The sequence below is a fragment of the Planctobacterium marinum genome, assembly GCF_036322805.1.
In the GTDB taxonomy this organism is placed as follows: Bacteria; Pseudomonadota; Gammaproteobacteria; order Enterobacterales; family Alteromonadaceae; genus Planctobacterium; species Planctobacterium marinum_A.
Genome location: NZ_AP027272.1, coordinates 3098162 through 3124682 on the forward strand (window position 1 = coordinate 3098162; position 26521 = coordinate 3124682).

Genomic DNA, 26521 nt, shown 5'->3' on the forward strand with positions numbered 1-26521 from the left:
CGATACAAATATGCCAGTCGATGTGACTGGCATTTTTTATGCGTTAAATGATTGCTAACCTAATTCAACTCTTCGCATGTTACTGTAGCGACATTAGTGTACTCAACCGAAGAAAATTGATTTGTGCAGCTATACTTCTCACCTGTATAGGTTTTGGACAACGCCAGCATTACCGCTGAATAGATATCAAATTTGTGTTGCCACTGTGTAGAAGTGATATCGGCGGGTAACCGGGTTTTAACCTTAAAACCCGTTTCCGAATTTTCAATTTCGTAATCATTGAGAGTCTGGCAGGCCCCCTCGCGAAATTGGCATATATCGAAAAGAGTATCATCTTCTCGAATGACGATGATAACGCCAAAATGCGTGTGCTCGGAGTTGTATTCGGGGCTGGTCAATAGCTCAATTAGGCTGCTTCGGAACTGATATTTAAATTCACCGCGAGCAAACTCTTTGATCTTGTCATACAACTCCTCATCATCATGTTCAACAAAGGAATTGTCTGGTTCCGCCTGTGCATCTGCCTCAGTATCATTGCTCTCTTCCGAGACTCCGGTTCTTAACAAGTCGGCATTCAAGATGGCATCAGCTAATGAATACACCAGCTTGCCGGGTTCAATATCGAAATCATTGAAGATCACAAAGCTAAGCTTATTGCTTTGAGTGTAGGTTTGTACCTCAACATTCTCGCCACTTTCGGAAACAAAGGAATGTGACGTCGCCCAACAGGTATTAGCCAGTAGCAGGTGCAAACATAGAATCACAAAGGAAGATTTTAAACGCATCTGTTAGTCCTTTAAAAAATGGGTCAGATCCAGTGACCGATACAAATAGGGTATTTTTTATACCAGTTGTGATATTGAAAATCAAACCCGATTAAAGGGCTATCAGCAAATTGGGATAAATACAGATAACCCTCCGAAGTCAGTGACTTCGGGTGTAAGGGGAAATGTTAAAATGAATAGACAACGTCAGCCAGCTTAATCGAGAAATTCCAGTAAGGTATCCAGTCCACCAAATCGAATTGCCACCGATGCCTTCTCTCCCACAACGGGTTTGGCGTGATAGGCCACACCGAATGCAGCTTCTGCCATCATCACCAGGTCGTTTGCGCCATCCCCCACGGCAATGGTTTGTGATGCTGGCACATGGTAGTGCTCTGCCAGGCGTTTAAGGGTTGCGGCTTTGGCATTGGCATCTATTACCTCGCCAATGACCTTGCCTGTTAATTTACCATCAGCCACTTCCAGCACGTTAGACACGGCCTCACACAGGTTAAGTCGCTCTTTAAGATAGTCGGCGAAAAAGGTAAAGCCACCGGATGCGATAGCAATCTTCCACTGATGTTGCTGCATCACATGCACTAATTTAGATAAACCAGGCATAAGCGGTAAACGATCACGGATGCCTTGCAATAGCGTTACATCAACTCCCTGCAAACAAGCTACGCGATTGTACAAGCTCTCTCTAAAATCCAGTTTACCTTGCATGGCCAGCTCGGTAATTTCCGCTACTTTATCTCCGAGTCCCGCCAGCTTCGCTATTTCGTCGATGCACTCTACAGCAATTAGTGTGCTGTCCATGTCCATCACCATCAAACCACCCTCTTGTAGCTTTGGTGGTTGTTGCACAAGGGCAAGTTCGACATGCAAACGGTTAGCAAGCTGGGCAATTTTTGAATTCAAGCTATTATCAAATGTCTTGCTCAAATGCGCTTTGGCTACGACTCCTTCACCACTGACTTTTGGGGACACTTGCCAGGATTGAATAGTTAATTCCGCAAACTCAGTATTGATTTGCTGTAGTTTTTCCAGATTCAGACCTTCCCCCAACACCACCAACTTGCTCAGTGTCTCGCTCGTTTGCGCTTTATTGTCCGTCTCTGATAACGGAAACACTGTGGAATCAATGGTTTTTTGCGATTCAAACAGCAGTTCAAAGGGCGAGAGTTTGTAGATTGTGCTGTTGGCGTTTGCCAGGGTTTCTAACAAGCTAAAATCAAGAAATTGCTGCGCGGTCAAATTGGCCAGATACAATGTTTTCGGTCCCGGATAAGTTTTTGCTAAATTCTACTCTTTTATGCGGTTTATGATACTCTGAAATTCAGAATTATCGGGAATATCTCATAAAGCGATTAACAAATTATGGCGCTGGTTGAAATACTGACGGAACAACAACGCAAGAAACGGGGCTGGAAGCGGGTTTTTAATCTGTTGCTTGTGGCATCCTTGCTGATTGTGGGTGTTTATCTGTATGTGGTTGAGCAGCATTACCAAATCAGCAAATGGCATACTTGGGTAGATAACCGTGGCCAGCAATTTACAGCACAATACAGCACCATTCTCGGTGACGCACTAGCCAAACAAGGGACGGCCAGACTTGAGCCCATCATTAGCAATATCTCGCAGCAACCGGGAGTGATTGAGGTTGTACTATTTTCACCCGATGGTCTGGCAATTAACAACGATACCTGGCTCACTAGCCAACACCTGCTCTACAATCACCGGGATTCATCCCCGCAAATCTATGTTGAGGAACTTTGGGCCAATGAACAATTACAAGGTTACTTGCGCATTACCCTCAACCGCCAACACCTGATACAAGCATTAATGCCAGTGGTTCAGGCCAGTTATCGCCCCTTTATTATTGCCGGCGTTCTTTTGTTAATTTTGGGCATGTTAGCAGGACGACGGTTCGCCCTGTGGCACTACAAAAACCGTTAACCCGGCGTTAAAAACAGCTCTTTAAAGTTGCTGGTTGTTTGCGAGCTGATGGTGTCTACATCCACTTCTAATAGCTTCGCCAAGACTTGCGCAACTAATACCACTTTTTCAGGTTCGTTGCGCTGCCCTTGATAGCCAGAAAGGGGCATGGTGGGAGCATCGGTTTCTAGTAATAAATGCTGCACACCAACCGCTTTAATGGCTTTTCGGGTTTTCTCAGAGCGCTCATAGGTAATGGTGCCTCCTATCCCTAATTTGAAGCCCATCTTTACGTATGACTGAGCCACATGAGCACTACCAGAAAAGGCGTGAACAACCCCCTTTAAGTCAGGATAAGCTTTTAAAATCCGAATGATATCGTTATGGGACTTTCGGTGGTGCACGATTACCGGCAAAGAGAATTGCTGTGCTAACTCCAGCTGTTGTTCGAAGACGCTCATCTGAACTTCGGGCTCTACGGCGATAGCAAAGTCCAACCCAATCTCACCCAAGGCCACACATTTTTTGTCATCGCTACTCGCTCGTAAAGCGTCTTGTAATAATGTCAGCTGATGCTGGTGATCTGAAGTTAAAAACCAAGGGTGCAGGCCCAAACCATAATAAATATCATCATACTGTTGCGCTACAGCTTGCACACGTGAAAAGTAACGGACTTCGGTGCCGGGAATAAGCAGCCCTGATAAACCTTTTTGCCTGGCAACTTGCCACACTGCATCTCTGTCGTGGTCAAATTCGGGAAAATCCAGATGGCAATGGCTGTCAATCACAAGGCATTCGCCTAAGGCATCAGGCGCTGTTTAGTCCACTGTCCTTGTGCTTGAGAGAAACTGATACGGTTATGGAGTCGGTCCGGGCCACCTTGCCAGAACTCAATTTCATGCGGAATGACGCGAAATCCACCCCAGAATTTTGGCAAGGTTAAATTACCTTGGGAGAAGCGTTGGCGGGTTTCCTCTAACTTTTGCAGTAACATTTGTCGTGAAGACACAGGACGACTCTGAGCAGAAGCCCAAGCGGCTAATTGACTGCCTTTAGGACGACTGAGGAAGTATTTAGTGGCGTCAGCAACGGACACCCGCTCCGCCGTACCACAAATTTTCACCTGACGTTCCATATAGTGCCAGGGAAAGTGCAGACTTATTTTGTTGTTGTGTTCCAACTCGATGGCTTTGCGACTTTCCAAGTTGGTGTAAAACACAAACCCACCCTGACTTACGTCTTTGAGCAATACAATGCGCTGCGAAGGCTGACCGGAGTTGTCTACTGTTGCCACCGTCATAGCGGTGGGATCTGGAATGCCCGCATCAATGGCGCTTTGTAACCAATCATCAAATATCTGAAAAGGGTCATCGCCCAATTCGCTTAAATCCGATTGATGGTTACAATAATCTCTTCGAATATCCGCCAAAGACATAAGCTCACCTGTTTATTGTTTACAAATCATCATAGCCGAGGCTGCGTAGCGCCCTGTCATCATCTGACCAATTGGATTTCACCTTGACCCACAACTCCAGAAAGACTTTGGTATCAAACAGATTTTCCATATCCTGACGAGCTTCGACACCAATGCGTTTCAGCTGGGCGCCACCCTTGCCAATGATCATGGGCTTTTGAGAATCGCGCTCTACCAGGATTAATCCGTTTATTTGAAAAACGCCGTTTTCAGCCATCTTAAACTGTTCTATTTCTACGGTAACCGAGTAAGGAAGTTCATCTCCAGTAAAACGCATAAGTTTTTCGCGAATAATCTCAGCCGCCATGAAGCGCTGAGAGCGGTCGGTGATGTAATCTTCAGGGAAATAGTGCTCTGATTCAGGTAAGGTCTGGAAAATTTCGCGGCGCAACTCTTCGACTGCCGTACCTTGTTTGGCCGAAACCGGAATAATTTTTTCAAACTTGTACTTTTCCACCAGCACTTTGAAGTGGGGTAATAGCTCGTCTTTGTCTTTGATTTTGTCAGTTTTATTGATCACTAACCAACAAGGTACGAAGGCGTGTTTGATTTTATCCAGCACCAGCTCGTCTTCTTCAGTCCAGCGAGTTCCTTCCACTACGAACAGCACCAAGCCCACATCGCCCAAAGAGCTGCTGGCTGCGCGGTTCATCATGCGATTTATGGCGCGTTTTTCATCCTTGTGAAGTCCCGGTGTATCTACATAGATAGCCTGCTTATTATCCTCTGTATCAATCCCCATAATTCGGTGTCGGGTGGTTTGTGGCTTGCGCGAGGTGATACTGATCTTCTGACCTAAGATTTTATTCAGCAGTGTAGATTTACCGACATTAGGGCGGCCAACAATAGCCACCATGCCGCAATAAGCATTATTCAATTTCTAGTTTCCTGATCACTTTTTTGGCGGCATCTTGTTCCGCTTTGCGTCGACTGGCCCCTTCACCTTCCACCAGATAGTTTAGCTCTTGCACTTTACAACTGACGAAAAAGCGCTGGTTATGAGACTTACCTTTTATTTGCGTTACTTCGTATTCAGGTAGAGGTAAATGCTTCGCCTGCAAATATTCCTGCAAACGAGTTTTGTTGTCCTTGGGATGATAGTTAGGATCCAGTTTCACCAATTTGCTTTCCAGCCAGGCAAGCACCACTTTTTCTGATTGGGTCATACCGGCTTCCAGGTAAATCGCACCAATCAGGGCCTCAACGGCATCGGATAAAATTGAATCTCGCGCAAAACCACCGCTTTTCAGTTCTCCGGGCCCAAGCAGGATCACCTCGCCCAAGTCCATCTGCCGGGCGACATCGGCAAGGGTTTCCCCTTTAACCAACGAGGATCGCATACGGGTAAGTTTGCCTTCTGGCTGCTCCGGAAAACGGTTGTAGAGATACTTGGCAACAATAAATCCCAGAATTGAATCACCCAGATATTCAAGGCGTTCGTTATGCATATTACCAGCGCTGCGATGAGTTAGCGCCTGTATTAAAAGCGCTCTGTCCTGGAACTGATAACCAAGGCGCTTAGTGAGTTGATTAAAACGGATGTCATCCATTTACTGAATACCACCAACCCGTGAAAAACGAACCCCGGTGGGCACAAAGCCTGGCAACCAGCTGTCTTCTTCACGCTCAAACTCAAAGCTTATCCAGATAGCAACCGCTTTACCTACCAGATTTTCCTCTGGTACAAAGCCCCAGAAACGACTATCGCGACTGTTGTCTCGGTTATCTCCTAAAACAAAATACTGACCTTCTGGCACCAGCCACTCGTTAATGGCGGTTCCGGGTTGGTCGTAATAAGCCATTTCCATCGCGGGTCTGTCAGGATTTTGCAGTATCTGGTGGGAGTGCTCACCAAAAGATTCAGTAAATTTATTCAGACGGCTGAAGTGAAAAGCAAATTCGTTGTTGTTTTCAAACTTGAGATCGATTGGCTTTAATGGACACACATCGCCCTCGGGGCATGCTTCCTGTATGTAAACCCGCTTATTGCGGTATACCACCCGGTCTCCGGGTAAACCCACCACCCGTTTGATGTAATCAATCATGGGATCTTCCGGATACTTGAACACCACAACATCACCACGCTCAGGTTTGCCCACATCATAAAACTGCTTGCGTGCTACCGGATCTTTCAGCCCGTAAGTAAATTTTTCCACCAAGATAAAATCCCCCACTAACAGCGTTGGCATCATTGAACCTGATGGGATCTGGAATGGTTCATATAAGAATGAGCGCAGCACCAGTACAAAGGCAATTACCGGGAAAATCTGCTGTGCGGTATCCACAATGGAGGGAATAGGCGCAATTTGTTTCAATGTTTCATCATCAATGGCATTGCTGGTATTGGCTCTGGCAATCGCCAGTTTTTCCTTGCGCTTGGGTGCCCACAATAGCGCATCGGCTAACCAAATAAGGCCACTGGCCACGGTTAGCACCACCAAAAAAATCGAAAAATAATTGGCCATTTAACTGTCCACCTTGAGTACGGCTAAAAACGCATCTTGTGGCAATTCCACATTACCTACCTGTTTCATGCGCTTTTTCCCTTCTTTTTGTTTTTGTAGAAGTTTCTTCTTACGGCTCACATCACCACCGTAACACTTTGCAGTTACGTTCTTACGCAGCTGCTTAACCGTGCTGCGCGCCACAATGTGGTTGCCAATGGCTGCCTGGATGGCAATATCAAACATCTGTCTTGGGATCAGCTCTTTGAGTTTGTCTACCAGATCTCGACCGCGATACTGGGCATTGTCTTTATGGGTGATAATGGCCAAAGCATCAACGCGCTCAGCATTGACCAGAATATCCAGTCGTACCATGTCCGCTTCCTGGAAACGCTTAAAATTGTAGTCCAATGAAGCGAAACCGCGACTGGTGGATTTCAATCGGTCGAAAAAGTCCAATACCACTTCAGCCATGGGCAGATCGTAGGTTACAGCAACCTGATTACCATGATAGACCATGTTAGTTTGCATGCCGCGCTTTTCCACACACAAGGTAATGACATTACCCAGATATTCTTGTGGTACCAAGATATTGGCTTCCACGATTGGCTCGCGAATGCTTTGTATATCGTTTACCACTGGCAGTTTAGAAGGGTTATCAACCTTGACGATTTCACCTTTAGTGGTTTCGACTTCGTAGATTACCGTAGGTGCCGTCGTGATAAGATCCAGATCGTATTCGCGCTCAAGACGCTCCTGAATGATCTCCATGTGTAGCATGCCGAGGAAACCGATACGGAAACCAAAGCCCAGAGCCGTTGAACTCTCTGGTTCATAATACAAAGATGCATCATTAAGGCTAAGTTTCGCCAGCGCGTCGCGGAAATCTTCATAATCGTCGGAACTGATGGGGAACACACCGGCATAAACCTGAGGTTTAACCTTCTTAAAACCGGGCAACGCAACATCTGACGGGTTTTTCGCCAGGGTGATGGTGTCCCCCACTGGCGCACCGTGGATCTCTTTAATCCCCGCTACCACAAAACCTACTTCGCCCGTTCTTAACACGCCGGTATCAGTGGCCTTTGGCGTAAATATCCCCACCCGGTCTAACTGGTGAGTCTGACCGTTGGACATGATTTGAACCTTGTCACCTTTTTTCAGTTCACCGCTCACCACTCTCACCAGCGATACCACACCTTGGTAGTTGTCGAACCAGGAATCCACAATAAGGGCTTTCAGCGGGCCATCGGTATCTCCCTCAGGCGGCGGAATTTGATTAACAATGACTTCCAATACATCGTCAATACCGATGCCAGTTTTAGCGGAACAGCGCACCGCATCCATGGCTTCAATACCCACTATGTCTTCAATTTCTTGTGCGACTTTTTCTGGGTCAGCTTGAGGCAAGTCGATTTTATTCAGAACAGGTACTACTTCCATATCCATTTCAATAGCGGTATAGCAGTTAGCCAGCGTTTGGGCTTCTACGCCCTGCCCGGCATCCACTACCAACAAAGCACCCTCACAAGCAGCCAACGACCGAGATACTTCATAGGTGAAATCCACGTGTCCAGGCGTGTCGATGAAGTTAAGCTGATAGGTTTCCCCGTCTTTGGCGGTGTAATTCAGCGTTACACTTTGTGCTTTAATGGTGATACCACGCTCTCTTTCGAGATCCATGGAATCCAAAACCTGTTCGGCCATTTCACGCTCAGTCAGGCCACCGCAGTGTTGAATTAAGCGGTCAGATAATGTGGATTTGCCGTGATCGATGTGGGCAATGATGGAAAAGTTACGAATATGCTTTAACTGCATTGAATAAAATACTACCTACAAATAAACGTCGGATTTCGGGGAGTTTTACACTTGTTTGGCGACTCTCTACCCGAAAAAAGTCAATATGGATTTTTTCAGGCGGCGATTTTACTAATTTCCGTCAAGGAAAGCGAATTTAACCGCGTAGTTTGCGTAAATAATCGTGTCAATTTTGAACAAATTGCTATTTTAACGGTGAGAAAAGATGCTTAGGGCGTAGAAACGAACTTAACCGGCGTTTCATCTTGCTCAAAGACTTGCAAAATCTCAGGTTCAGTCAGTTCAAAGTGATGCTGCTGAATTAAAAAGCGCAGCAGTGGAAACCACAATGTCGCAGCACCTACACTGCTAGCCACCAGCACAAGCTCGGAAATACCCGGTATGAACGAGCTAAGTACCGAGGCCACCAGCACCAGGATGAGAATTGGCACAAAGTAGATTGCAAAAGCGAGTTTTAGCAATAGTGCATCTGGCAGGCCTATTTTTATTTTTTGCCCAACACGCAGTGCCAGGTTAGATTTTAAACGCAAATTTTCCGGTTTAGGAGCCAGGTAACGAGCCAATAAACCGGTACCGCAATGACTGCTTTGCTCACAACCATCACAGGTATTTTTGATTTTGGTAGACACCTCGACAATACCGTCTTTGCAATCTATCACTGTGGCGATTTCTTCCTGCACCTTTTATCTCGCTTTACATTAACGGGCAGGACCGACAGAGGCGGCAATGCGATTCGCCGTTTCAGGCGGAATTTTTCCTATAACCGTCACCATTATGTTGCCGTTGGTGAGAGACAATAAGGTATCAGAACCATGTCGCAACCAGCCACCATCTTGCACCGCGCCTTCGTCTTTACTGATGTAGACCGAGACATCCACCAAACCATCACTGAGCATTACATACTCTACAACATCGCGGGAAGCACTAAGCCGACGGCGATCCTTTTGAGTGATTTCCATGCCTGTAGGGATAAAGTTTAGCTGCCAGGAAAACTGCAATTGGTTGTTATCTGGTAAAGATGAAATTTCTGGCAGGCGAGATTGTTCAATTTTATCGAAGTACTCGTCAGGCTCTTCAGTGACTTCCAGAGAGGTTACTTGCAGCTGTTCCAACAAATCACCTTGAGCATTGTTAACATCCATTTTCAACAACAATCCGGTTTCCTGATCTAGCCACAAGGTGGTGTTATAGCGACTGCCATCTTCACTAACGATACGTATTTGCTGTGCCGCCCTGCCTGATATTCGGGTGCGTCCCACCACAACGAAACTATAAGCCTCGGCGAGTTCTATGGGTGACTCAAAAAAGGTCAAGGGAACCGGGCCATTAATGTGGCTGGATTGCAAACTAAAAGGCACGCTATTAGGTTCAAAGAAACTCACTTTATCGCCAATGCGGAAAATCTCACTGCCGGGTCCATTGAGCTGACTAAGATGCTCCATCGAAATGCCATCTACTAGTCCATGGCGCCAGGTGTAGGGACGGGTTTCAGCATTGCCCCGAGTCACCACAAAGGAGATGGTGAAATTTAATTCGTGTAAGGCATCTCGAAACTTTTGTAACCAAACCTCAGCGCTATTGGCGGAATAGCTTACCCCGTCAATCACCTTTCCTTGTAAGGCAAAACCGGGTAGAGAAAATAACAGTGCACACAACACCAGCACTCGTAAAAACATCGATACTCCAAAAACGAAAAAGGCCGATATACTCGGCCTATTATTATAACAATTCTTGCAACAAGCTTGGCAATATTAACAGCAAGGTTATTTTTGCTCTTCACCTTCAGGAGTTGCTTCTGTCTCTTTCTCTACAGCAGCTTTATCATCTGAGGTTTTAAGCATCATTCTCTGTTGATGGTCAGCAAAAAGCGCGTTTAATTTGCGACGCTGCTCTGCAACATCCGCCTTCGGAACCGCTCTGTCTTGCGACAAGCTTACAGGCGACATACCACTTTGAATACCAGTAATGGCTTTAACCGGGGCGATATTCAGGTCAGAATCTTGTGTGGTTTGGTTAAACTGTTGATAACCCAAAATTACGGCAACAGCGACTGAAGCGGCGATAGCGAATTGACCACCTTGTCTGAATAGTGGCACTACATTGCCCCACAGAGGGATGTTTTTGGTCTTGCGCTCGGCTTTTGGCGCAACAATCGCGGGCTCTTTTTCAATCGCTTCTGCAACCGCATCGGCAATGTTCAGATTCAACGAATCTGGCAATTCATTCCGAAGACCATCTTTAATCAGATGGTAGCTCTGCCATCGGGCTGCCAAATCGGCGTCGCTTGCTAACTCATCCAGCAATTTGCTGTCGGTTTGCTCGCCATCCACGAGTGCAGATAAATTTTCAATTTTGGACTGCGTCATATTGCCTCTTCGCTTTTATATTCTTCCGATATCTTGCGCTGTTTCCACCAGCTGCATTATCCTGCCACTGAGCCATTAATGGGCGTCAAGTAATGGCTGGATTTCCTTATCTATTGCTTCACGAGCTCTGAATATCCGCGACCGCACTGTCCCAACCGGACACTGCATGACACTGGCGATTTCTTCGTAGCTCATGCCTTCAATTTCTCTCAAGGTAATTGCCATTTTTAAATCTTCTGGCAATTGTTCTACCGTACTAAACAAAATCCGTTTTATTTCATCTGAGAGCATTTCCCGCTCAGGCGTGGAATTCTCTCTTAAAGCATCACTGCCATCGTAAAAGTCTGCTTCCTCTGCGTCAACATCATTTGCAGGTGGTTTACGACCTTGCGCCACTAAATAGTTCTTGGCGCTATTCACTGCGATGCGATACAACCAAGTGTAAAAAGCACTTTCGCCTCTAAAACCTGGTAAGGCTCTGTACGCTTTGATGAAGGCTTCTTGAGCTACATCCGCGACATCACCAGAATTCTTCACATACCGGGAAACTAAATTAACCACTTTGTGTTGATATTTCTGTACCAACAAATTAAAAGCGTTTTTGTCTCCGCGTTGGACTCTTTCAACCAATTGTTGATCTGTCAACTGCTCACTCATTAGAGCCCTGTCTCCTAACTACTCTTTCCGTCACTCGCTGTTGGCTCCAACAAGCACTAAAGTAGACTACGATGAAAATAAAAAGTTCGAAACATTTTTAAAAAATTTGAAAAAACTTGAAAAACTGCCGTATTTTTTCGCTGCAGGCCCCTCAATTTGGGCGTTGAGACCATTTTACAAGTTTTGTCCCCGAGTAACAGAACAACTTTAGCTCACCGCTAAATATGCTAACTTTTGTTTCATATACCCAAACTACCTCAAGATACTCGATTCCAACGGTAGCTTAAAAGGAGTTAGGCAAGACAAATTGAGGTAGTTTGGGGATATTTCCTATAAGTGTTACTATCCCGTGATTTTTGAAAATAGAGCACTCTGGATAAATGCAATCAGCAAATCAATATACTTGTGATGTTTTAGTGGTAGGCAGCGGCGCTGCCGGTTTGAGCCTTGCACTGAAACTGAGTTCTGAACTCCAAGTGATGGTTGTCAGCAAAAGTAAACTTTCCGAAGGCTCCACCAAATACGCTCAAGGCGGCGTTGCTGCGGTATTTGATGAGAATGACAGTATTGAGTCTCATATCCAGGATACCATGGTGGCAGGTGGTGGTTTGTGCGATGAGACCACCGTGCGCTACACAGCAGAGCACGCCAGAGAGTGTATGGAATGGCTCATCAGTACCGGCGTCCCTTTTGATCAAGAGGAAGATCCTCAGGGCAATACCCGTTTTCACCTGACTCGGGAAGGCGGCCATTCCCATCGACGTATTCTGCACGCGGCAGACGCTACCGGAAAAGCCATTCAAAAAACCTTAGGTCAACAGGTCAAAGAGCATCCTAACATTCAGGTGATGGAACGCTTCAACGTAGTTGATCTCATAAAGAGCAAAAACAACAGCCAGCGGGTTGTAGGTGCTTACGTCTGGAACCGCAACGCTGAAACCGTGGAGGTGGTGAAAAGTCGCTTTGTAGTATTAGCCACGGGTGGCGCCAGTAAAGTTTATCAGTACACCTCTAATCCTGACATCGCCAGCGGTGATGGTATTGCCATGGCATGGCGTGCCGGTTGTCGAGTGGCGAACATGGAGTTCAACCAGTTCCACCCTACCTGCTTATATCATCCGGATGCTAAAAACTTTTTGATCACCGAAGCCTTACGTGGCGAAGGTGCCTGGTTGTGTCATGCCGATGGCACGCGCTTTATGCATAAATTTGATGAACGCCTGGAATTAGCCCCGCGAGATATTGTCGCTCGGGCAATCGACTTTGAAATGAAACGCCTGGGTGCAGATTGTATGTATCTGGATATCAGCCATAAGCCCGCTGAATTTATCATCAAGCACTTCCCCACTATTTATCGCAAATGTCGCTCATTGGGTATTGATATTACTCAACAACCTATACCGGTTGTGCCCGCAGCTCACTACAGTTGTGGTGGCGTGGTCACTGATTTAAATGCGAAAACCGATCTGGACAATGTTTATGCCATTGGAGAAGTAGCCTATACCGGACTGCACGGAGCCAACCGTATGGCCAGTAACTCACTATTGGAATGTGTAGTGTTTGCCTGGGCAGCGGCAAAATCCATTATGCAGGCCAATGATACTGACTTTGAAGATGAGACGGTAACGGCCTGGGATGAGAGCCAGGTGTGTGATTCTGATGAAGAAGTGGTGATCCAACACAACTGGCACGAACTACGTCTGTTTATGTGGGACTACATGGGGATTGTGCGTACCGACAAAAGACTTGAACGGGCGCTGCGTCGAATTCAGTTGTTACAACAGGAAATTCAGGAGTATTACGCAAACTTCCGGGTGAGCAACAATCAACTTGAACTGAGAAACCTGGTGACAGTGGCTGAGCTTATGGTGCACTGTGCCTTGGCCAGAAAAGAAAGTCGCGGTTTACATTACAATCTGGATTGGCCGGAGCAATTGGACTCTCCCAAACCGACAATTCTTATTCCGGGACAATTACCCGAGTATTTATAATCTGCTAACACACCCAAAAGCGTGAAGTTGTCCGTTGTGTGTCAGTTCAAAATCGTGGCGGCCTACTGCTAACTCAGCTGCCAACAACGACAACCTTGCCGGCAAAAACACTGGTTTTCTAAAGGTGATTTGGGCAGAGCATGGCGAAGCTTCTCTGTCTTCGAGTAATTTACTCAAGGCGCTCGCTTTGAGGTACATCCCGTGGGCAATATGACGACGAAAACCAAATAGTTTCGCCATCAAAGGATAAAGGTGAATAGGATTGTAATCCCCTGACACTCGAGCATAACGCCTGCCAACATCGCTGGCCAAATTCCAGTTTGCTAACTCGCTGCTATTCAATGACGTTGATTGCCCGGATGGTGTTAATAACCCAAGCGATGTTAATTGTCCCGATGTGGTGGATTCTGTCTCAGGAGTTTTGTTTGAATGCTTAGTAATGGCCAGGTTTGTCGCTTTACCTTGATAAACCCTCTCCCCGGCTATTTTTACTTCTAGCTGAATCTCAAATAATACGCCTTTATTGTGGGCTTGATAGTTACCCAAAGTACAATTCAACTGATATTGCTCAGTGACAGGCAACGGTTTAAAAACCGTTATTTGATTCGCCACGTGTACCAGCCCAAGGGGAGAAAATGGGAAAGCCGGATCGGATAACAGATTGAGATACCCAGAGAAAGCACTCACCTGCAGCCAGGTGGGAGGTAAAAAATCTGCATTTTGCCAAGCTACTACTTGATTAAACGCAGCCACTTGTTGGACATCAGGTATTATATTGAATGCCCCGAAGTGCAACTTGGGCAACTCAGCGATGGATTGCGCCGGATTGCCTTTAAACAGGCTCTTTAGCAACTGAATGCGTTTTACTGCCCCTTCCTTTCGAGCTCGTTGATACATCTTATTGACGCTCCCTGTTACGCAGATTGACTATTCTGCACAAGTGTCGCCAATCTTCCTCTTTAACACTGTCCTTGAATAACATGACGCGTTTCTCGGTATTGAGTACTGACTCGGTCATTATTAACCAATGCCACCAGCCATTGAACCGGGATTTTTCTGAAATACGCCAGGGGACGTCAGATGAAGGTTGTAAAAAAGTCACCAGTCCGTCTTCCTGAACCAGCAATACCTGGTGAGGCTGGCGGACAACAATCTGAGGGAAAAAGTAAACAGCCAATGCGACACTGAGCACCAGCTGAATAACCGTCTGGTAAGGCAATGCGCCTCTGCCCCAACTCCATACAGAGGCGATAAATACGGCGAATAAGACGCCAAATACCCAACGACGAATCGTTGAGTCTCCGACTTCAATTCTAAACTTTGACACGCGTTAAGATGATTTGCACCATTCTGGCCAATTCAGCATCCTCACAAGATTGATGCCCCATAAACCAGGCGTACAGGTCAGGGTCGTCACAGGTTAGCAAACGTTCAAACAAAACTTTATCTTCGTAGCTCAATTGTTCAAAAGCCTCGTCAACAAAAGGCATAAACAAAACATCAAGCTCTAACATACCGCGTCGACAAGCCCATTTCAGGCGGGATAAACGTTTCTTTTCAAATTCCATATTTGTCTTCTGTGTCTTCAAACTGCCGGGATTCTATCAATTTAAACAGTGAAATGCTTGCATGTTAATACATTACCCCCAATATAAAGGGATCATAAAAAGTCGAGACGGATATTATTGTTAGCTATGGCACATTTGACACCGCTTAGTCATTTTAAAATCCTGAAATTTACGGGTCCTGATGCAGAATCTTATCTGCAAGGACAGATCACCAATGATACCGCCCAATTGCAGCAAGACAATGCGCAACTGGCCTGCCAATGTGACGCCAAAGGTAAGGTACTGAGTACCTTCTATTTGATCCGTCAAAAAGAGGCGCTTTTGCTGATTGGCTTGGCTGAAAGCCTGGCACTCAGTGAAGCGGCATTTAAAAAATTTGCGGTATTTTCAAAACTGGAAATCGAAGATGTTAGCGAACAATTGCATCTCTATGGCTTGGGCAAAGAGGCATTTTCGCAGCTGAGTACAGAATTTGCTGACTTACAGTTACCTGAAAGTGCTTTTGCAAAATCGCAAACCTCAGAAGCGGAATTGTTCAAACTACCGGGTAATTCCGAGCGCTTTATTCTGGTAAGCAGCAAGTCACTGGAAAATGTGGAAATCAGCGACAATATCGAAGCCTGGCAATGTGCCGGCATTCAGGCCGGCATTACCCATTTAGCTGAGCACGCTTCAGCTGAGTACATTCCGCAAATGCTTAACCTGCAAGCATTAAACGCCATTAGTTTTACTAAAGGCTGTTATATGGGCCAAGAAACCGTCGCCAGAGCAAAGTACCTAGGCAAGAATAAACGAGCGGGTTTTATCTTGTCCGGTAAACTGGCTGTGCCAGCTCAGGTTGACGATAATATCGAGATGCAACTGGGCGAAAATTGGCGCCGCGCCGGGACAATTGCTAGTATAGTGAACAGCGGGCAAACCGGCGAAACTTGGATTTTCGCTGTTTTACCGAATGATTTAGAGGCTGATGCCGTACTGAGACTAAAATCAATGCCCGATTCACGACTGAACATTCACCCACTACCCTATTCAATTGAATAGCTCCAATCCCAACAGGACAGTAATGAATATAGAAAATAATCACGTAGTCACCATGCACTACCTTGTATCCACCAGTGATGGAACCGAATTAGACAGCTCATTTGACGGCGAGCCATTGGTGTTTATTCACGGTATGGGCTTTTTGATCCCAGGCCTGGAAGAAGCGATTATCGGCAAAACTACTGGCGATAAATTTGATGTGGATGTGGTTGCTGCCGAAGCTTACGGTGAGCGTCACGACCAGCTGGTACAAGTTGTACCTAAAAGCATGTTTGAAGGCATGGAAGTTGCGCCCGGACTGCAGTTTCGCGCCACTACGGATCACGGTGAACAATCAGTTATCGTCATCGACGTAACTGATGAAGGTGTGGTCATTGATGGTAACCACCCTCTGGCGGGCCAGGACCTGTCTTTCTCTGTAGAGATCGTGGCAGTGCGTGAAGCCACGGCAGAAGAGCTAGAACACGGTCACGTGCACGGTGAAGGTGGTTGTGGCCATCAGCACTAATGCACACCTGATAGTGTAAAAAAATGAAAAGCCGCATTGTACCAAATGCGGCTTTTTGCGTATTAACGCTACAATCTACCGTGAACACTAACCTGTTTTATATAACAAAACCGGAACAACAAAATGCAAATAAAAAACAAGAACCGGCTCCTGAAAACCTTACCCTTGCTGATGGGTATGGCGCTGGCGCCTATGACGTCATTGGCGCAGGAGAAAACGGAAGGCACTGAGACAGAAACAACTAAAGAGTGGGATGTTCTCAATCCCCCTTTTGAACTCAAACAAACCGCCATCAATACCAACGAAGTCACCTGGTCTAGTCTGGATGTCACCCCCGACGGTAAGCACTTTGTGTTTGACATGTTGGGCGACCTGTACATTGCTGATATCAATGGCGGCCAGGCCAGCAGCCTGACCCAGGACTTCGCCTGGAACATCCAACCAAGTGTCTCTCCTGATGGCAAAAAAGTCGCCTTTATCTCCGACCGGGGTGGAATATCCAATTTATGGGTGATGAACATCGATGGTACTGAGCTGAAAAAAATCAGCAATGAAGATGCCAACATATTGCACTCTCCCGCCTGGAGTCCGGATGGACAATACATTGCGGTGATGAAAGGCATTATGTCGTCCCGCAGTATCCCAGCCGGGGAAATCTGGTTGTATCACCATTCAGGTGGTAAAGGACTACAGGTGGTCAAGCGCCCGCATGGCAATAAAGAGCAAAACAATATTTCCGACCCGGCTTTTTCAGCGGATGGTAAATATCTGTATTACACCCAGAGTACCTCTGGCGGCCATGGGTTTTCTTACAACCGCGATCCGCTGAAAGGCATATTCGCCATTAATCGCTATGACATGGAAAAAGGTGAAACCGAAACTTACATCTCTGGCACTGGCGGTGCTGTGGTACCCGAACCTTCTCCGGGTGGTAAATATGTGGCGTTCATACGTCGAGTGAAAAATAAAACCGGCCTGTTCATCAAAAACACCAGAGACGGCAGTGAAACCCCACTATTCCTGGGTCTTGAGCGCGATATGCAAGAAGGTTTCGGCTCCGAAGGTTATTTCGCCTATTACGACTGGCTGCCCGACGGTGAGCATCTTATGTTCTGGACTGCTGGTAAATTCCACAAGCTGAACATCATCGACAAATCAATCGAAACCCTCGATGTAACGGTAGATGCGACCCTGAAATACGCCGACAGCATCCGCTTTGATGTGGACGTCGCTCCGGATGAATTTAATACCAAAATGCATCGCTGGTCGCAAAAATCCCCTGATGGCAAATCTATTTTGTTTCAGGCGCTGGGGAAATTGTACGTCAAAGATATAGCCTCCGGTAAAGTGAAAAGGCTGACCGAGCAAAACCAACACGACGAGTATTATCCCCGCTACTCACACGATGGCAAAACCATTGTGTACACCACCTGGCATGACCTTGAGCTTGGCTCGGTCAGAACGATACCAGCCAAAGGTGGTCGCAGTAAGGTGGTTACCCAATATCCAGGACATTACGTAGAGCCCAGCTTCAGTACTGACGATAAACTCATTACTTATCGCAAGTTCACCGGGGGATATCTGCTTTCACCACAATGGTCAGTTGAGCCCGGTATCTACGTTCACAACCTTGCTGATGGCAGCAGTAAACGGGTGAGCAAATCAGGCAGCAACCCTCATTTTGCCGGTGAAAACAAACGGGTTTATTTCACCCAATCGGTGGGCGGTACAGACTATCCCGAGCGCCAACTGGTGAGTGTTAATTTGGATGGCGAAGATAAAAAAGAACACCTGTACGGCGCGGACAACATTCTGGAATACCGTTTATCGCCGGATAAAAAATGGGTGGCCTTTACCCAGCAATACAAGCCTTATGTGGCAGCCTTTGCTGATATTGGTAAACGCCTGAGCATCAATGCCGGAAGCAGCGACATTCCCGTTCAGCAAATCTCCAAAGAAGCGGGTGAATATCTGTCCTGGACAGGTAAAAGCAGCGCAGTGGGTTGGTTCCATGGCCCTTGGTACTACGAGCGCAGTTTGGATAGCTCTTTTGCTTTCTTAAGCGAGACGGAGCTTACCGGCGAAGAAAAGGCAACTAAAACCAACTTGTCCATGACACAAAAAGCCTACAAACCAGAAGGTCATGTGGCTTTGGTGGGCGGCACAGTCGTTACCATGCGCAATGCTGACAACCAAAAAGAAGTGCTGGAAAATGCCACGGTATTGATTAAGGACAATCGCATAGTTGCCGTGGGCGCAGCTGATGAAGTTATCATTCCGAGAAATACTCTGCAGCTTAACGCGAAAGGCAAAACGGTGATCCCCGGACTTATCGACGCCCATGCTCACGGCAGCCAGGGTAGTGAAGAAATCATTCCTCAGCAAAACTGGGAAATGTACTCGTTACTGGCATTTGGTGTTACCACCATTCACGATCCGTCAAACGATACCACAGAGATATTCTCCGCGTCTGAATTACAGCGTGCTGGCAAGATTGTCGCGCCTCGTATCTACTCCACCGGAACAATTCTCTATGGAGCTGAAGCACTGGGTTACAAGGCTATCGTCAACAATTACGAAGATGCCCTGTTCCACTTACAGCGCTTAAAAGACGTGGGTGCTATCTCGGTGAAAAGCTATAACCAACCTGCCCGTTCACAACGTCAGCAAATTCTGGCGGCAGCGCACGAGCTAGGCATGATGGTGGTACCTGAAGGTGGTGGTAAATTCCAGCAAAACATCAGTATGATGGTAGATGGTCACACGGGTCTTGAGCACTCCTTACCCATTGCAAGGGGATACGGAGATCTCACTCAATTGTGGAGCGCCACTAAATTTGGCTATACCCCCACATTTGTAGTGTCATACGGCGGCATGATGGGTGAAGAATACTTCTATGATCGCACAGAGGTCTGGAAAAACCCGCGCTTACTGCGCTACACACCGAGCTTCCTGTTAGATGAACGTTCTATCAGACGTCCTACCGCGCCGGATAATCAATACAATCACGTTACTATCGCAGAATATGCCAAAGAGCTGCGCGACAATGGCGTTGGTGTACACATTGGTGCCCACGGACAAAGAGAAGGCTTAGCCGCTCACTGGGAAATGTGGATCATGAACCAGGGCGGATTTAGTGCCTGGGAAGCGCTACGTGGGGCCACCATTGATGGTGCAAAACACCTGGGTATGGATAAACAGATTGGTAGTATCGAAACTGGCAAGCTGGCCGATTTAGTGGTGATTGAAGGCGACGTATTAAACGATATCAGCCTCAGTGAAATGGTACAGTACACCATTATCAATGGCCGGGTATTTGATGCCGCCACCATGTCTGAGTTTGGCAAAAAAGGCAAACGCAATAAGTTCTTCTTCGAAGATGACAACCAGGCCTTTATGCCGGAAGAAACCAAAGCAGCCATCGAAGCGAAACAACAAAAGCATCATTGGGTGCACTAATCGCCACTAGTAATGATGCCATAATTAAAAAACCAGCCTGTAAGGCTGGTTTTTTGTTTTTAAACATCAAAATCATTCAGGTGCTATTACCCTAATTCTTTTGAGCAATAATAAAGCTGGTGTGTGGGCTTTTTTCTGGTGACCACTGCTCAAGCAAGGTAAAGCCAGATTGCTGCAGCCACTTGTTTAAGTCTTTCTTACCGTAAAAAGTTAAGCCGGGCATAAAGCCCAAAAACTTGCCAATTGGCAGTACTAATTTCAGTAATTTCAGTGGCCCTTGCAGACATACATTACTGGCAATAAAATAACCGCCGGGTTGTAATGTGTTGTATATATCCTGAATCACTTTTTTCGGTTCTGCCAGTAAGTGCAACAGGCTGTGGGCCAATACCGCGTCTACTCCTTGATGTTCACGCAGTGCATCTGCGATATCTTGTACTTTAAATGTCAGGTTATTATATTCTGATTGCGCCAGTTTCTCGTCCGCGATATCAATCATTTTATCGGATATATCCGTGCCCACATATGCGGCCACTTTGGGTGCATGAATTAGTGCGGTACTACCGGTACCACATCCTAATTCCAGCACCTTCATCTGCTCATTAAAAACCTGCTGCGTGAGTTGTAGCTTCTTTTGATAAACTGCCTCATCAGGTACACTTTTCGCCGCATACTTTATTGCGACGTTGTTCCAAAACCGTTTGGTGTCCTGCACAATACTGCTCCTGTAATCGATAAACTTTTCATTTTTGTATATTAACAGGCGAATTTTCTGGCTAAAATAGCCAAAACCAACAGTTTAATATGCATTTTTGTATGGATTGGCGAGATATAAACTTCGACTGGAACAAAGCGCGTGCGTTTTATGTGACCGTGCAAACGGGCTCCCTTTCTGCGGCATCACAAGCACTAGCGTTGTCGCAACCGACACTCAGCCGTCAGGTAAAAGCACTTGAAGATGAACTCAAAGTGGTTTTATTTGAGCGCGTCGGCAAAGGCTTGAAACTCACCCCTTCAGGAATGGCACTTTACGAGCAAGTCAAGCCTATGGCGCAAGCGGCGGCTAATTTGTCTTTGTCCGCAGCCGGCAACGATCAAGAACTTGAAGGAACCGTGCGCATCAGCGCCACAGAAATGACAGCCTTGTTCACCCTGCCCGTTATCATTGCCGAATTCAAAAACCTGTACCCAAACATTAAAATTGATACCATCGTTAGCAATGATTCCTCCGATCTGAAACGCAGGGAAGCCGACATCGCTATCCGGGCCTATCGCCCCGAACAGCCGGATTTAATCATTCGCAAGCTCAAAGACATGTCTTTCAATCTGTTCGCTTCCAATCAATATATCAAAACCCATCAGGCCCTTTTTGATGAAGACAGATTGAATGAAGCTGATTTTGTCGGCTTCGCTGATGACCAGGAATACATCAGTATTTTACAGCAATACTTCGGTCTGGAACTCAGTCCGGCCAATTTTTCCACTTATACCACCAATCACATGCTTAACTGGCAGTTGGTGAAGCAACACATGGGGATCAGTGGCATGCTCAGTGAAGTGGGAAATCATGATCCGGATGTATCCCGGGTTTTCCCGGAAGATAAGGCTATTAGCGTCGAGATGTATCTGGTGTCTCATCGCGAATTGCGCATGAATCGCAGGATAAAGATTGTATTTGACTTTCTGGTGCAGAAATTCGGATAGCAGTATAAACCGAAGAGTCAGAGGTTTAACTCTGACTCTTCGCGCAGAGGTAAAGATGCTTACATCTTATCGAGAGTTTGGATGCCCAATAAATCCAGGCCTGTAGCGATGGTTTTAGCCGTAGCCGCAGCCAGCATCAAACGACTCATTTTAAGTTCTTCAGCCACATCGTCTTTCAACATTGGGCAAGCTTCATAGAAGGACATAAACAAGCTGGCCAATTCGTACAGGTAAGTACAAAGCACATGAGGCGTTGCTTCAGACACCATTTGCTCCAGTGCTTCCACAAACTGACCTAATTTGATACCTAATGCCATCTCTTGCTCAGCTTGTAGCGCTACTGGAGCATCGATAGTGTTCAAATCGATGCCCGCCTTGCGGAAAATACTGACGATACGCGTATAAGCATACTGTAAATAAGGTGCCGTATTCCCCTCAAAGCTGAGCATGGTATCCCAGTTGAATATGTAATCAGTAGTACGATTTTTGCTTAAATCGGCGTATTTAACCGCGCCGATGCCGATCTTAGCGGCAATCTCTTTGCACTCTTGCTCGCTTAAACCAGAATCTCTTTCCGCTACCAGCTTTTCAGCCCGTTCAATGGCTTCATCTAATAAATCGGCTAATTTGATAGTGCCACCGCTACGGGTTTTAAACGGCTTGCCATCCTGACCTAACATCATGCCAAAAGGACAATGCTCGTAGCTGGTTTCCGGCCGACTAAAGCCCGCTTTACGGCCAACGATTTCAGTTTGTTTAAAGTGCAGCGCCTGGCGTGCATCGGTGAAGATAAGAATACGATCCGCACCCAGATCAAATGAGCGATAACGCATCGCCGCCAAATCGGTAGTAGAATACAAATAGCCTCCACCGGATTTTTGCACGATGTAAACCGCTGGGTTGCCTTCTTTGTCGGCCAGCTCTTCGATAAATACGACAACCGCTCCTTGATCATCCACAGCCAAACCTTGCGCTTTCATTTTACTAATAACGTCGGCCAGTTGATCGTTATAGGCACTTTCACCCATCACATCTTCACGGGTTAGCGTTACACCGAGTTTTTGATATACTTCTTCGCTGTGAGCGATAGAGATATCGATAAACTGGTGCCACAAGGTCATGCACTGTTCGTCGCCACTTTGCAGTTTAACCACTTGGGCACGCGCGCGATCGGCAAAGCCCTCTTCTTCATCAAAACGCACTTTGGCCTCGCGATAGAAGTCTTCAAGATCGGACAATGCCGTTTCTGCCACTTGGTTATCTTGCAGCTTATCGCTGAAATGAGCCAGCAACATGCCGAATTGCGTACCCCAATCCCCCATGTGATTTTGACGCACAACATCGTGCCCTAAAAACTCCAGAGCGCGCACCACGGCATCACCAATAATGGTGGAGCGCAAATGGCCCACGTGCATTTCTTTGGCCAGGTTGGGTGAAGAGTAATCCACCACCACTTTCTGCGATTGAGGCTGAGTCACCGCCAGGTTTGACTCAGCATTGATGCTGGTCACACGAGAAGAAATAAAATCGGCAGACAGGTGAATATTGATAAATCCCGGACCGGCAATTTCCAGCTTTTCCGCCATGCCATTCAGGTCCACGGCATCCACGATAGCCTGAGCAATATCACGAGGTTTTTGTTTTAGGCTTTTGGCTAATGCCATGGCACCGTTAAACTGGTAATGACCAAACCCGGCACGCGTGCTTTGGGTCAGCGGTGCAGGTGCATTTTCAGGCGCACCAATCGCGGCCAACACCGCTTTAAAACGAACTAAAAGTTGTTGTTGAATATTCATCTTGGCACTCAAGTCTTAGTGTTCACGAGTTTGGTGGAAAGTCACATCTGGGTGACGCTCTTGGGTAATGGACAAATTAACCATAGTAGGTGCAATGTAAGTTAAGTTATCACCGCCATCCAGCGCTAAATTCACTTCTGATTTACGACGTAATTCATCCAGGTGTTTTTGTTCTTTGGCCGATACCCAACGAGCCGTGGTTACATTTACATGCTCATACAGGGCATCCACGTTGTATTCCGCCTTCAGACGCGCTACAACCACATCAAACTGCAATACACCTACCGCACCCACGATAAGGTCGTTATTGATAAGCGGTCTGAATACCTGCACGGCACCCTCTTCAGATAACTGGATCAAACCTTTCAATAGTTGCTTTTGCTTGAGGGGATCCCGCAAACGAATGCGCTTGAACAGTTCCGGAGCGAAATTAGGGATACCAGTGAATTGCAGCTTTTCGCCTGAAGTAAACGTATCACCAATCTGGATTGTGCCATGGTTGTGCAAACCGATAATGTCACCGGCGTAAGCTTCTTCCAGCACCGAACGGTCACCGGCGAGGAAAGTAACGGCATCAGAGATACGCACATCTTTGCCAATGCGCGGTTGATGCAGTTTCATGCCTTTTTCGTATTTACCCGACACTATGCGACAAAAGGCGATGCGGTCGCGGTGTTTCGGATCCATATTGGCCTGAATTTTAAATATAAAACCGGTAAATTTGCTTTCTTCTGAAGACACTTCACGATCATGAGTCTGGCGAGCTTGTGGCTTAGGCGCCCACTCGGTCAAACCATCCAACATGTGATCAACACCAAAGTTGCCCAATGCCGTACCGAAAAAAACCGGCGTTAACTCACCGCGCAAAAACTCTTCCTGGTCGAATTCATGGCTGGCACCTTGCACCAGCTCCAACATTTCTCGTAACTCTTCGGCATAACTGCCAATCGCTTCATCCAGCTCAGGGTTATCCAAACCTTTAATAACCTTGCTGTCCTGGATGGTATGGCCTTGACCGGTTTGATACAAAATGGTTTCGTCCCGCAGAAGGTGATAAACCCCCTTAAACTCTTTACCCATGCCAATCGGCCAGGTGATGGGCGCACACTTAATGTTCAGAACGTCTTCCACCTCATCTAAGAGCTCTAACGGGTCGCGAATATCGCGGTCCAGCTTGTTCATAAAGGTGATGATAGGCGTGGTACGCAAGCGCGTCACTTCCATCAGTTTAATAGTTCTGGCCTCAACACCTTTGGCTGAGTCAATTACCATCAAACAGGAGTCTACTGCCGTTAGCGTTCGGTAGGTATCTTCAGAAAAGTCTTCGTGTCCCGGTGTATCCAACAGGTTCACCAGGTTGTCGCCGTAGGGAAACTGCATAACTGAAGTGGTAACCGAGATGCCCCGTTCTTTTTCCATTTCCATCCAGTCGGATTTGGCATGCTGACCTGATTTTTTACCTTTCACGGTACCCGCTGTTTGCAGCGCGTTACCGAACAACAACACCTTTTCGGTAATAGTGGTTTTACCGGCATCCGGGTGAGAGATAATGGCAAAAGTGCGTCGTTTATCGACTTCTTTTTGATAGGTCATTTAGGATTAGCATTCCGAACGGTTAAATTGGCCGGGAAGTATACTGAATCTGGCCTAAAAAGCCAGTTCAAGAGCGGGATTCAGACAATTTCCCGCAGCTAATTTGACGCTCAAGGCGTCTTCTTCACCACCCGCCAGTGGATCGCAGTTTTTGCGGGTTTCGATGGTTTAAAAAATAAAAATGGAGACCGTATCGTCTCCATTTCTACGTCACTTTAACAAAGTGCTTCAAACAAAAAGACTCATTGGGACTTGGACTCTTGAGATTTAAGCGCTTCCGCCATTTCAGAATAGTCTTTAAGTCGATAGCGATTAATCAGATATAAAGCTATTGCGAAAGGAAAAAAGGCAGCACTAAGGAAAAAGGTACCGATAAAAACTACAACTTTTTTACCCGGATTTGTGTAAAAACGACAGTTTAAATACGCAACAACTATCGCTATTAAAAACAAGATAGGTCCTACAAGTGTCGCATTAAGGTTCATATATATGCCTCCTTTATTGTTTGAGTACCACAAAGAATGAAAGAAATAGTTTATTTAGCCTTACAAACCAGTGTGCAGGTCGATGCAGAGTCAGGGCACTCAAAACGACATGAAATTGTACCTCCACCTATGGCACCAAAGGATTCTCCAGAAGTAGCCAAGCTAAATCTTACCATAGCTCTATTCATCGCTTCATATTGTGCCTCTTGCTGAATAAGATACTCACCAACAGCTAATGCTTGGGACTTGTTCAATGGTATTGTATTACCTTGTTCATCTACTGCTAAAACTAACTCCAAATCAAAAAAACCATTTTCTTTAAGTCCAGTTAATTTATATGTAGCAGAACTTCCATCACTGAAACGCATCTCAAATACATAATTTGCATTCACAATCTTATCAGCTAGTGTCCCCATTACGCCAAATGCGCCACCAATTAAATCGAAAATATTAATATTATACATCCAATGGTCTTCGACTGCGTTTGCCGTTGATGTTGAACCAGCTATATCCCAAGCTGAACCCGCTAAATCAGCAGGTATATCTTTACTGTCTCCAAGTAAAAGCTGTCGAATAGCTTCATTAAGTGCATAGAGATCCTCTATGATGGTTTGCTCGGCTGCTGTCGGTGCGATTTCAGTTACCGTCTGCATTGTCGGTAATCCAGGCTCCCCTGCAATCTTAGCAACTCGGAATTTTTTAATTGTTCCGAAGCCGTTGGAAACAAAGACTTCCGCGGAGCCATTAACATCAGGAATAAGCTTCCCACCTTCATAATTTGCCACATTTGAATACGCAGAATTAGAACCACAAGTATCACATTGCACAAATGCAGAACTGGCATTTGCCTCTTTTGGAGAGAGTACAAACCAAAAAAGAGTAAAAAACAAAAGAATGTTAATTTTAAAGTTCATT

The 26521-nt window shown here is 46.2% G+C and carries 26 protein-coding genes; 6 read left to right on the plus strand and 20 right to left on the minus strand.

Going from position 1 to position 26521, the window contains the following annotated elements; translation table 11 throughout:
• Positions 1-59: 59 nt before the first annotated feature.
• Together AABA75_RS13795 and serB are read right to left on the minus strand one after the other, a co-directional pair.
• The gene (locus AABA75_RS13795; protein WP_338293190.1) at positions 60-785 is read right to left on the minus strand and encodes a hypothetical protein; all 726 of its coding nucleotides are present in this window, start codon (positions 783-785) and stop codon (positions 60-62) included.
• Between the two features lie 195 nt (positions 786-980).
• On the minus strand, positions 981-2036 hold the full coding sequence (serB, locus tag AABA75_RS13800) for a phosphoserine phosphatase SerB (protein WP_338293191.1): 1056 nt from the start codon (positions 2034-2036) through the stop codon (positions 981-983).
• Positions 2037-2144: 108 nt separating this feature from the next.
• On the opposite strand from serB, the gene AABA75_RS13805 reads away from it, so the two are divergent.
• Complete coding sequence (locus tag AABA75_RS13805; RefSeq protein WP_338293192.1) at positions 2145-2723, plus strand: hypothetical protein; 579 nt, start codon at positions 2145-2147, stop codon at positions 2721-2723.
• On the opposite strand, the gene AABA75_RS13810 is transcribed toward AABA75_RS13805, so the two are convergent.
• The 10 genes from AABA75_RS13810 to rpoE all read right to left on the minus strand — a co-directional run bounded on the left by AABA75_RS13810 (position 2720) and on the right by rpoE (position 11461).
• Positions 2720-3490: a TatD family hydrolase gene (locus AABA75_RS13810; protein WP_338293193.1), complete on the minus strand. Its 771-nt coding sequence runs from the start codon at positions 3488-3490 to the stop codon at positions 2720-2722. The genes AABA75_RS13805 and AABA75_RS13810 overlap by 4 nt on opposite strands.
• A gap of 11 nt (positions 3491-3501) precedes the next feature.
• A complete protein-coding gene (pdxH, locus tag AABA75_RS13815) occupies positions 3502-4137 on the minus strand; it encodes a pyridoxamine 5'-phosphate oxidase (protein WP_338293194.1) in 636 nt (211 codons plus the stop codon).
• 19 nt (positions 4138-4156) lie between these two features.
• Positions 4157-5032, minus strand: coding sequence for a GTPase Era (era, locus tag AABA75_RS13820; RefSeq protein WP_338294859.1), 876 nt, complete (start codon positions 5030-5032; stop codon positions 4157-4159).
• 13 nt (positions 5033-5045) lie between these two features.
• Positions 5046-5726, minus strand: coding sequence for a ribonuclease III (gene rnc, locus AABA75_RS13825; RefSeq protein WP_338293195.1), 681 nt, complete (start codon positions 5724-5726; stop codon positions 5046-5048).
• Positions 5727-6641 (minus strand): signal peptidase I, encoded by a 915-nt coding sequence (lepB, locus tag AABA75_RS13830; RefSeq protein ID WP_338293196.1) that lies wholly within the window; start codon positions 6639-6641, stop codon positions 5727-5729.
• Positions 6642-8438: a translation elongation factor 4 gene (gene lepA, locus AABA75_RS13835; protein ID WP_338293197.1), complete on the minus strand. Its 1797-nt coding sequence runs from the start codon at positions 8436-8438 to the stop codon at positions 6642-6644. It abuts the gene before it with no gap.
• A 209-nt stretch (positions 8439-8647) separates the two neighbouring features.
• Positions 8648-9118, minus strand: a complete 471-nt coding sequence (locus AABA75_RS13840; RefSeq protein WP_338293198.1) for a SoxR reducing system RseC family protein — start codon at positions 9116-9118, stop codon at positions 8648-8650.
• An 18-nt stretch (positions 9119-9136) separates the two neighbouring features.
• Positions 9137-10114, minus strand: coding sequence for a MucB/RseB C-terminal domain-containing protein (locus AABA75_RS13845; RefSeq protein ID WP_338293199.1), 978 nt, complete (start codon positions 10112-10114; stop codon positions 9137-9139).
• Positions 10115-10201: 87 nt separating this feature from the next.
• A complete protein-coding gene (locus tag AABA75_RS13850; RefSeq protein WP_338293200.1) occupies positions 10202-10804 on the minus strand; it encodes a sigma-E factor negative regulatory protein in 603 nt (200 codons plus the stop codon).
• A gap of 75 nt (positions 10805-10879) precedes the next feature.
• Positions 10880-11461, minus strand: coding sequence for an RNA polymerase sigma factor RpoE (gene rpoE, locus AABA75_RS13855; protein ID WP_338293201.1), 582 nt, complete (start codon positions 11459-11461; stop codon positions 10880-10882).
• Positions 11462-11841: 380 nt separating this feature from the next.
• Here rpoE and nadB point away from each other — a divergent pair, with 380 nt between their 5' ends.
• Positions 11842-13452 (plus strand): L-aspartate oxidase, encoded by a 1611-nt coding sequence (nadB, locus tag AABA75_RS13860; RefSeq protein ID WP_338293202.1) that lies wholly within the window; start codon positions 11842-11844, stop codon positions 13450-13452.
• Here nadB and AABA75_RS13865 read toward each other — a convergent pair.
• Genes AABA75_RS13865 through AABA75_RS13875 form a run of 3 tightly spaced genes read right to left on the minus strand, consistent with a single transcriptional unit; the run spans position 13447 to position 15020 of the window.
• Positions 13447-14349, minus strand: coding sequence for a MaoC family dehydratase (locus tag AABA75_RS13865; protein ID WP_338293203.1), 903 nt, complete (start codon positions 14347-14349; stop codon positions 13447-13449). The two genes, nadB and AABA75_RS13865, sit on opposite strands and share 6 nt — an antisense overlap.
• Position 14350: 1 nt before the next feature.
• The gene (locus tag AABA75_RS13870; protein WP_338293204.1) at positions 14351-14779 is read right to left on the minus strand and encodes a protein YgfX; all 429 of its coding nucleotides are present in this window, start codon (positions 14777-14779) and stop codon (positions 14351-14353) included.
• Positions 14766-15020, minus strand: a complete 255-nt coding sequence (locus AABA75_RS13875) for a succinate dehydrogenase assembly factor 2 (RefSeq protein ID WP_338293205.1) — start codon at positions 15018-15020, stop codon at positions 14766-14768. Before AABA75_RS13875 ends, AABA75_RS13870 begins: the two co-directional genes overlap by 14 nt.
• A 126-nt stretch (positions 15021-15146) precedes the next feature.
• On the opposite strand from AABA75_RS13875, the gene ygfZ reads away from it, so the two are divergent.
• The 3 genes from ygfZ to AABA75_RS13890 all read left to right on the plus strand — a co-directional run bounded on the left by ygfZ (position 15147) and on the right by AABA75_RS13890 (position 20028).
• On the plus strand, positions 15147-16061 hold the full coding sequence (gene ygfZ / locus AABA75_RS13880; protein ID WP_338293206.1) for a tRNA-modifying protein YgfZ: 915 nt from the start codon (positions 15147-15149) through the stop codon (positions 16059-16061).
• Positions 16062-16083: 22 nt separating this feature from the next.
• Entirely contained in the window at positions 16084-16569 is a 486-nt protein-coding gene (locus tag AABA75_RS13885) for an FKBP-type peptidyl-prolyl cis-trans isomerase (RefSeq protein WP_338293207.1), read from the plus strand.
• A 123-nt stretch (positions 16570-16692) separates the two neighbouring features.
• Positions 16693-20028: an amidohydrolase family protein gene (locus AABA75_RS13890; protein WP_425325580.1), complete on the plus strand. Its 3336-nt coding sequence runs from the start codon at positions 16693-16695 to the stop codon at positions 20026-20028.
• Positions 20029-20119: 91 nt separating this feature from the next.
• Here the strand turns inward: AABA75_RS13890 and AABA75_RS13895 are convergent, their stop codons facing one another.
• Positions 20120-20743: a class I SAM-dependent methyltransferase gene (locus tag AABA75_RS13895; RefSeq protein WP_338293208.1), complete on the minus strand. Its 624-nt coding sequence runs from the start codon at positions 20741-20743 to the stop codon at positions 20120-20122.
• Positions 20744-20844: 101 nt separating this feature from the next.
• Here AABA75_RS13895 and AABA75_RS13900 point away from each other — a divergent pair, with 101 nt between their 5' ends.
• Positions 20845-21732, plus strand: a complete 888-nt coding sequence (locus tag AABA75_RS13900; protein WP_338293209.1) for a LysR family transcriptional regulator — start codon at positions 20845-20847, stop codon at positions 21730-21732.
• 59 nt (positions 21733-21791) lie between these two features.
• On the opposite strand, the gene argS is transcribed toward AABA75_RS13900, so the two are convergent.
• The 4 genes from argS to AABA75_RS13920 form a co-directional block, all read right to left on the minus strand.
• Complete coding sequence (argS, locus tag AABA75_RS13905; RefSeq protein WP_338293210.1) at positions 21792-23528, minus strand: arginine--tRNA ligase; 1737 nt, start codon at positions 23526-23528, stop codon at positions 21792-21794.
• A 15-nt stretch (positions 23529-23543) separates the two neighbouring features.
• Positions 23544-25121 (minus strand): peptide chain release factor 3, encoded by a 1578-nt coding sequence (gene prfC, locus AABA75_RS13910; RefSeq protein WP_338293211.1) that lies wholly within the window; start codon positions 25119-25121, stop codon positions 23544-23546.
• Positions 25122-25363: 242 nt separating this feature from the next.
• Positions 25364-25606 (minus strand): hypothetical protein, encoded by a 243-nt coding sequence (locus AABA75_RS13915; protein ID WP_338293213.1) that lies wholly within the window; start codon positions 25604-25606, stop codon positions 25364-25366.
• Between the two features lie 50 nt (positions 25607-25656).
• On the minus strand, positions 25657-26520 hold the full coding sequence (locus AABA75_RS13920) for a hypothetical protein (protein WP_338293214.1): 864 nt from the start codon (positions 26518-26520) through the stop codon (positions 25657-25659).
• Position 26521 lies beyond the last annotated feature (1 nt).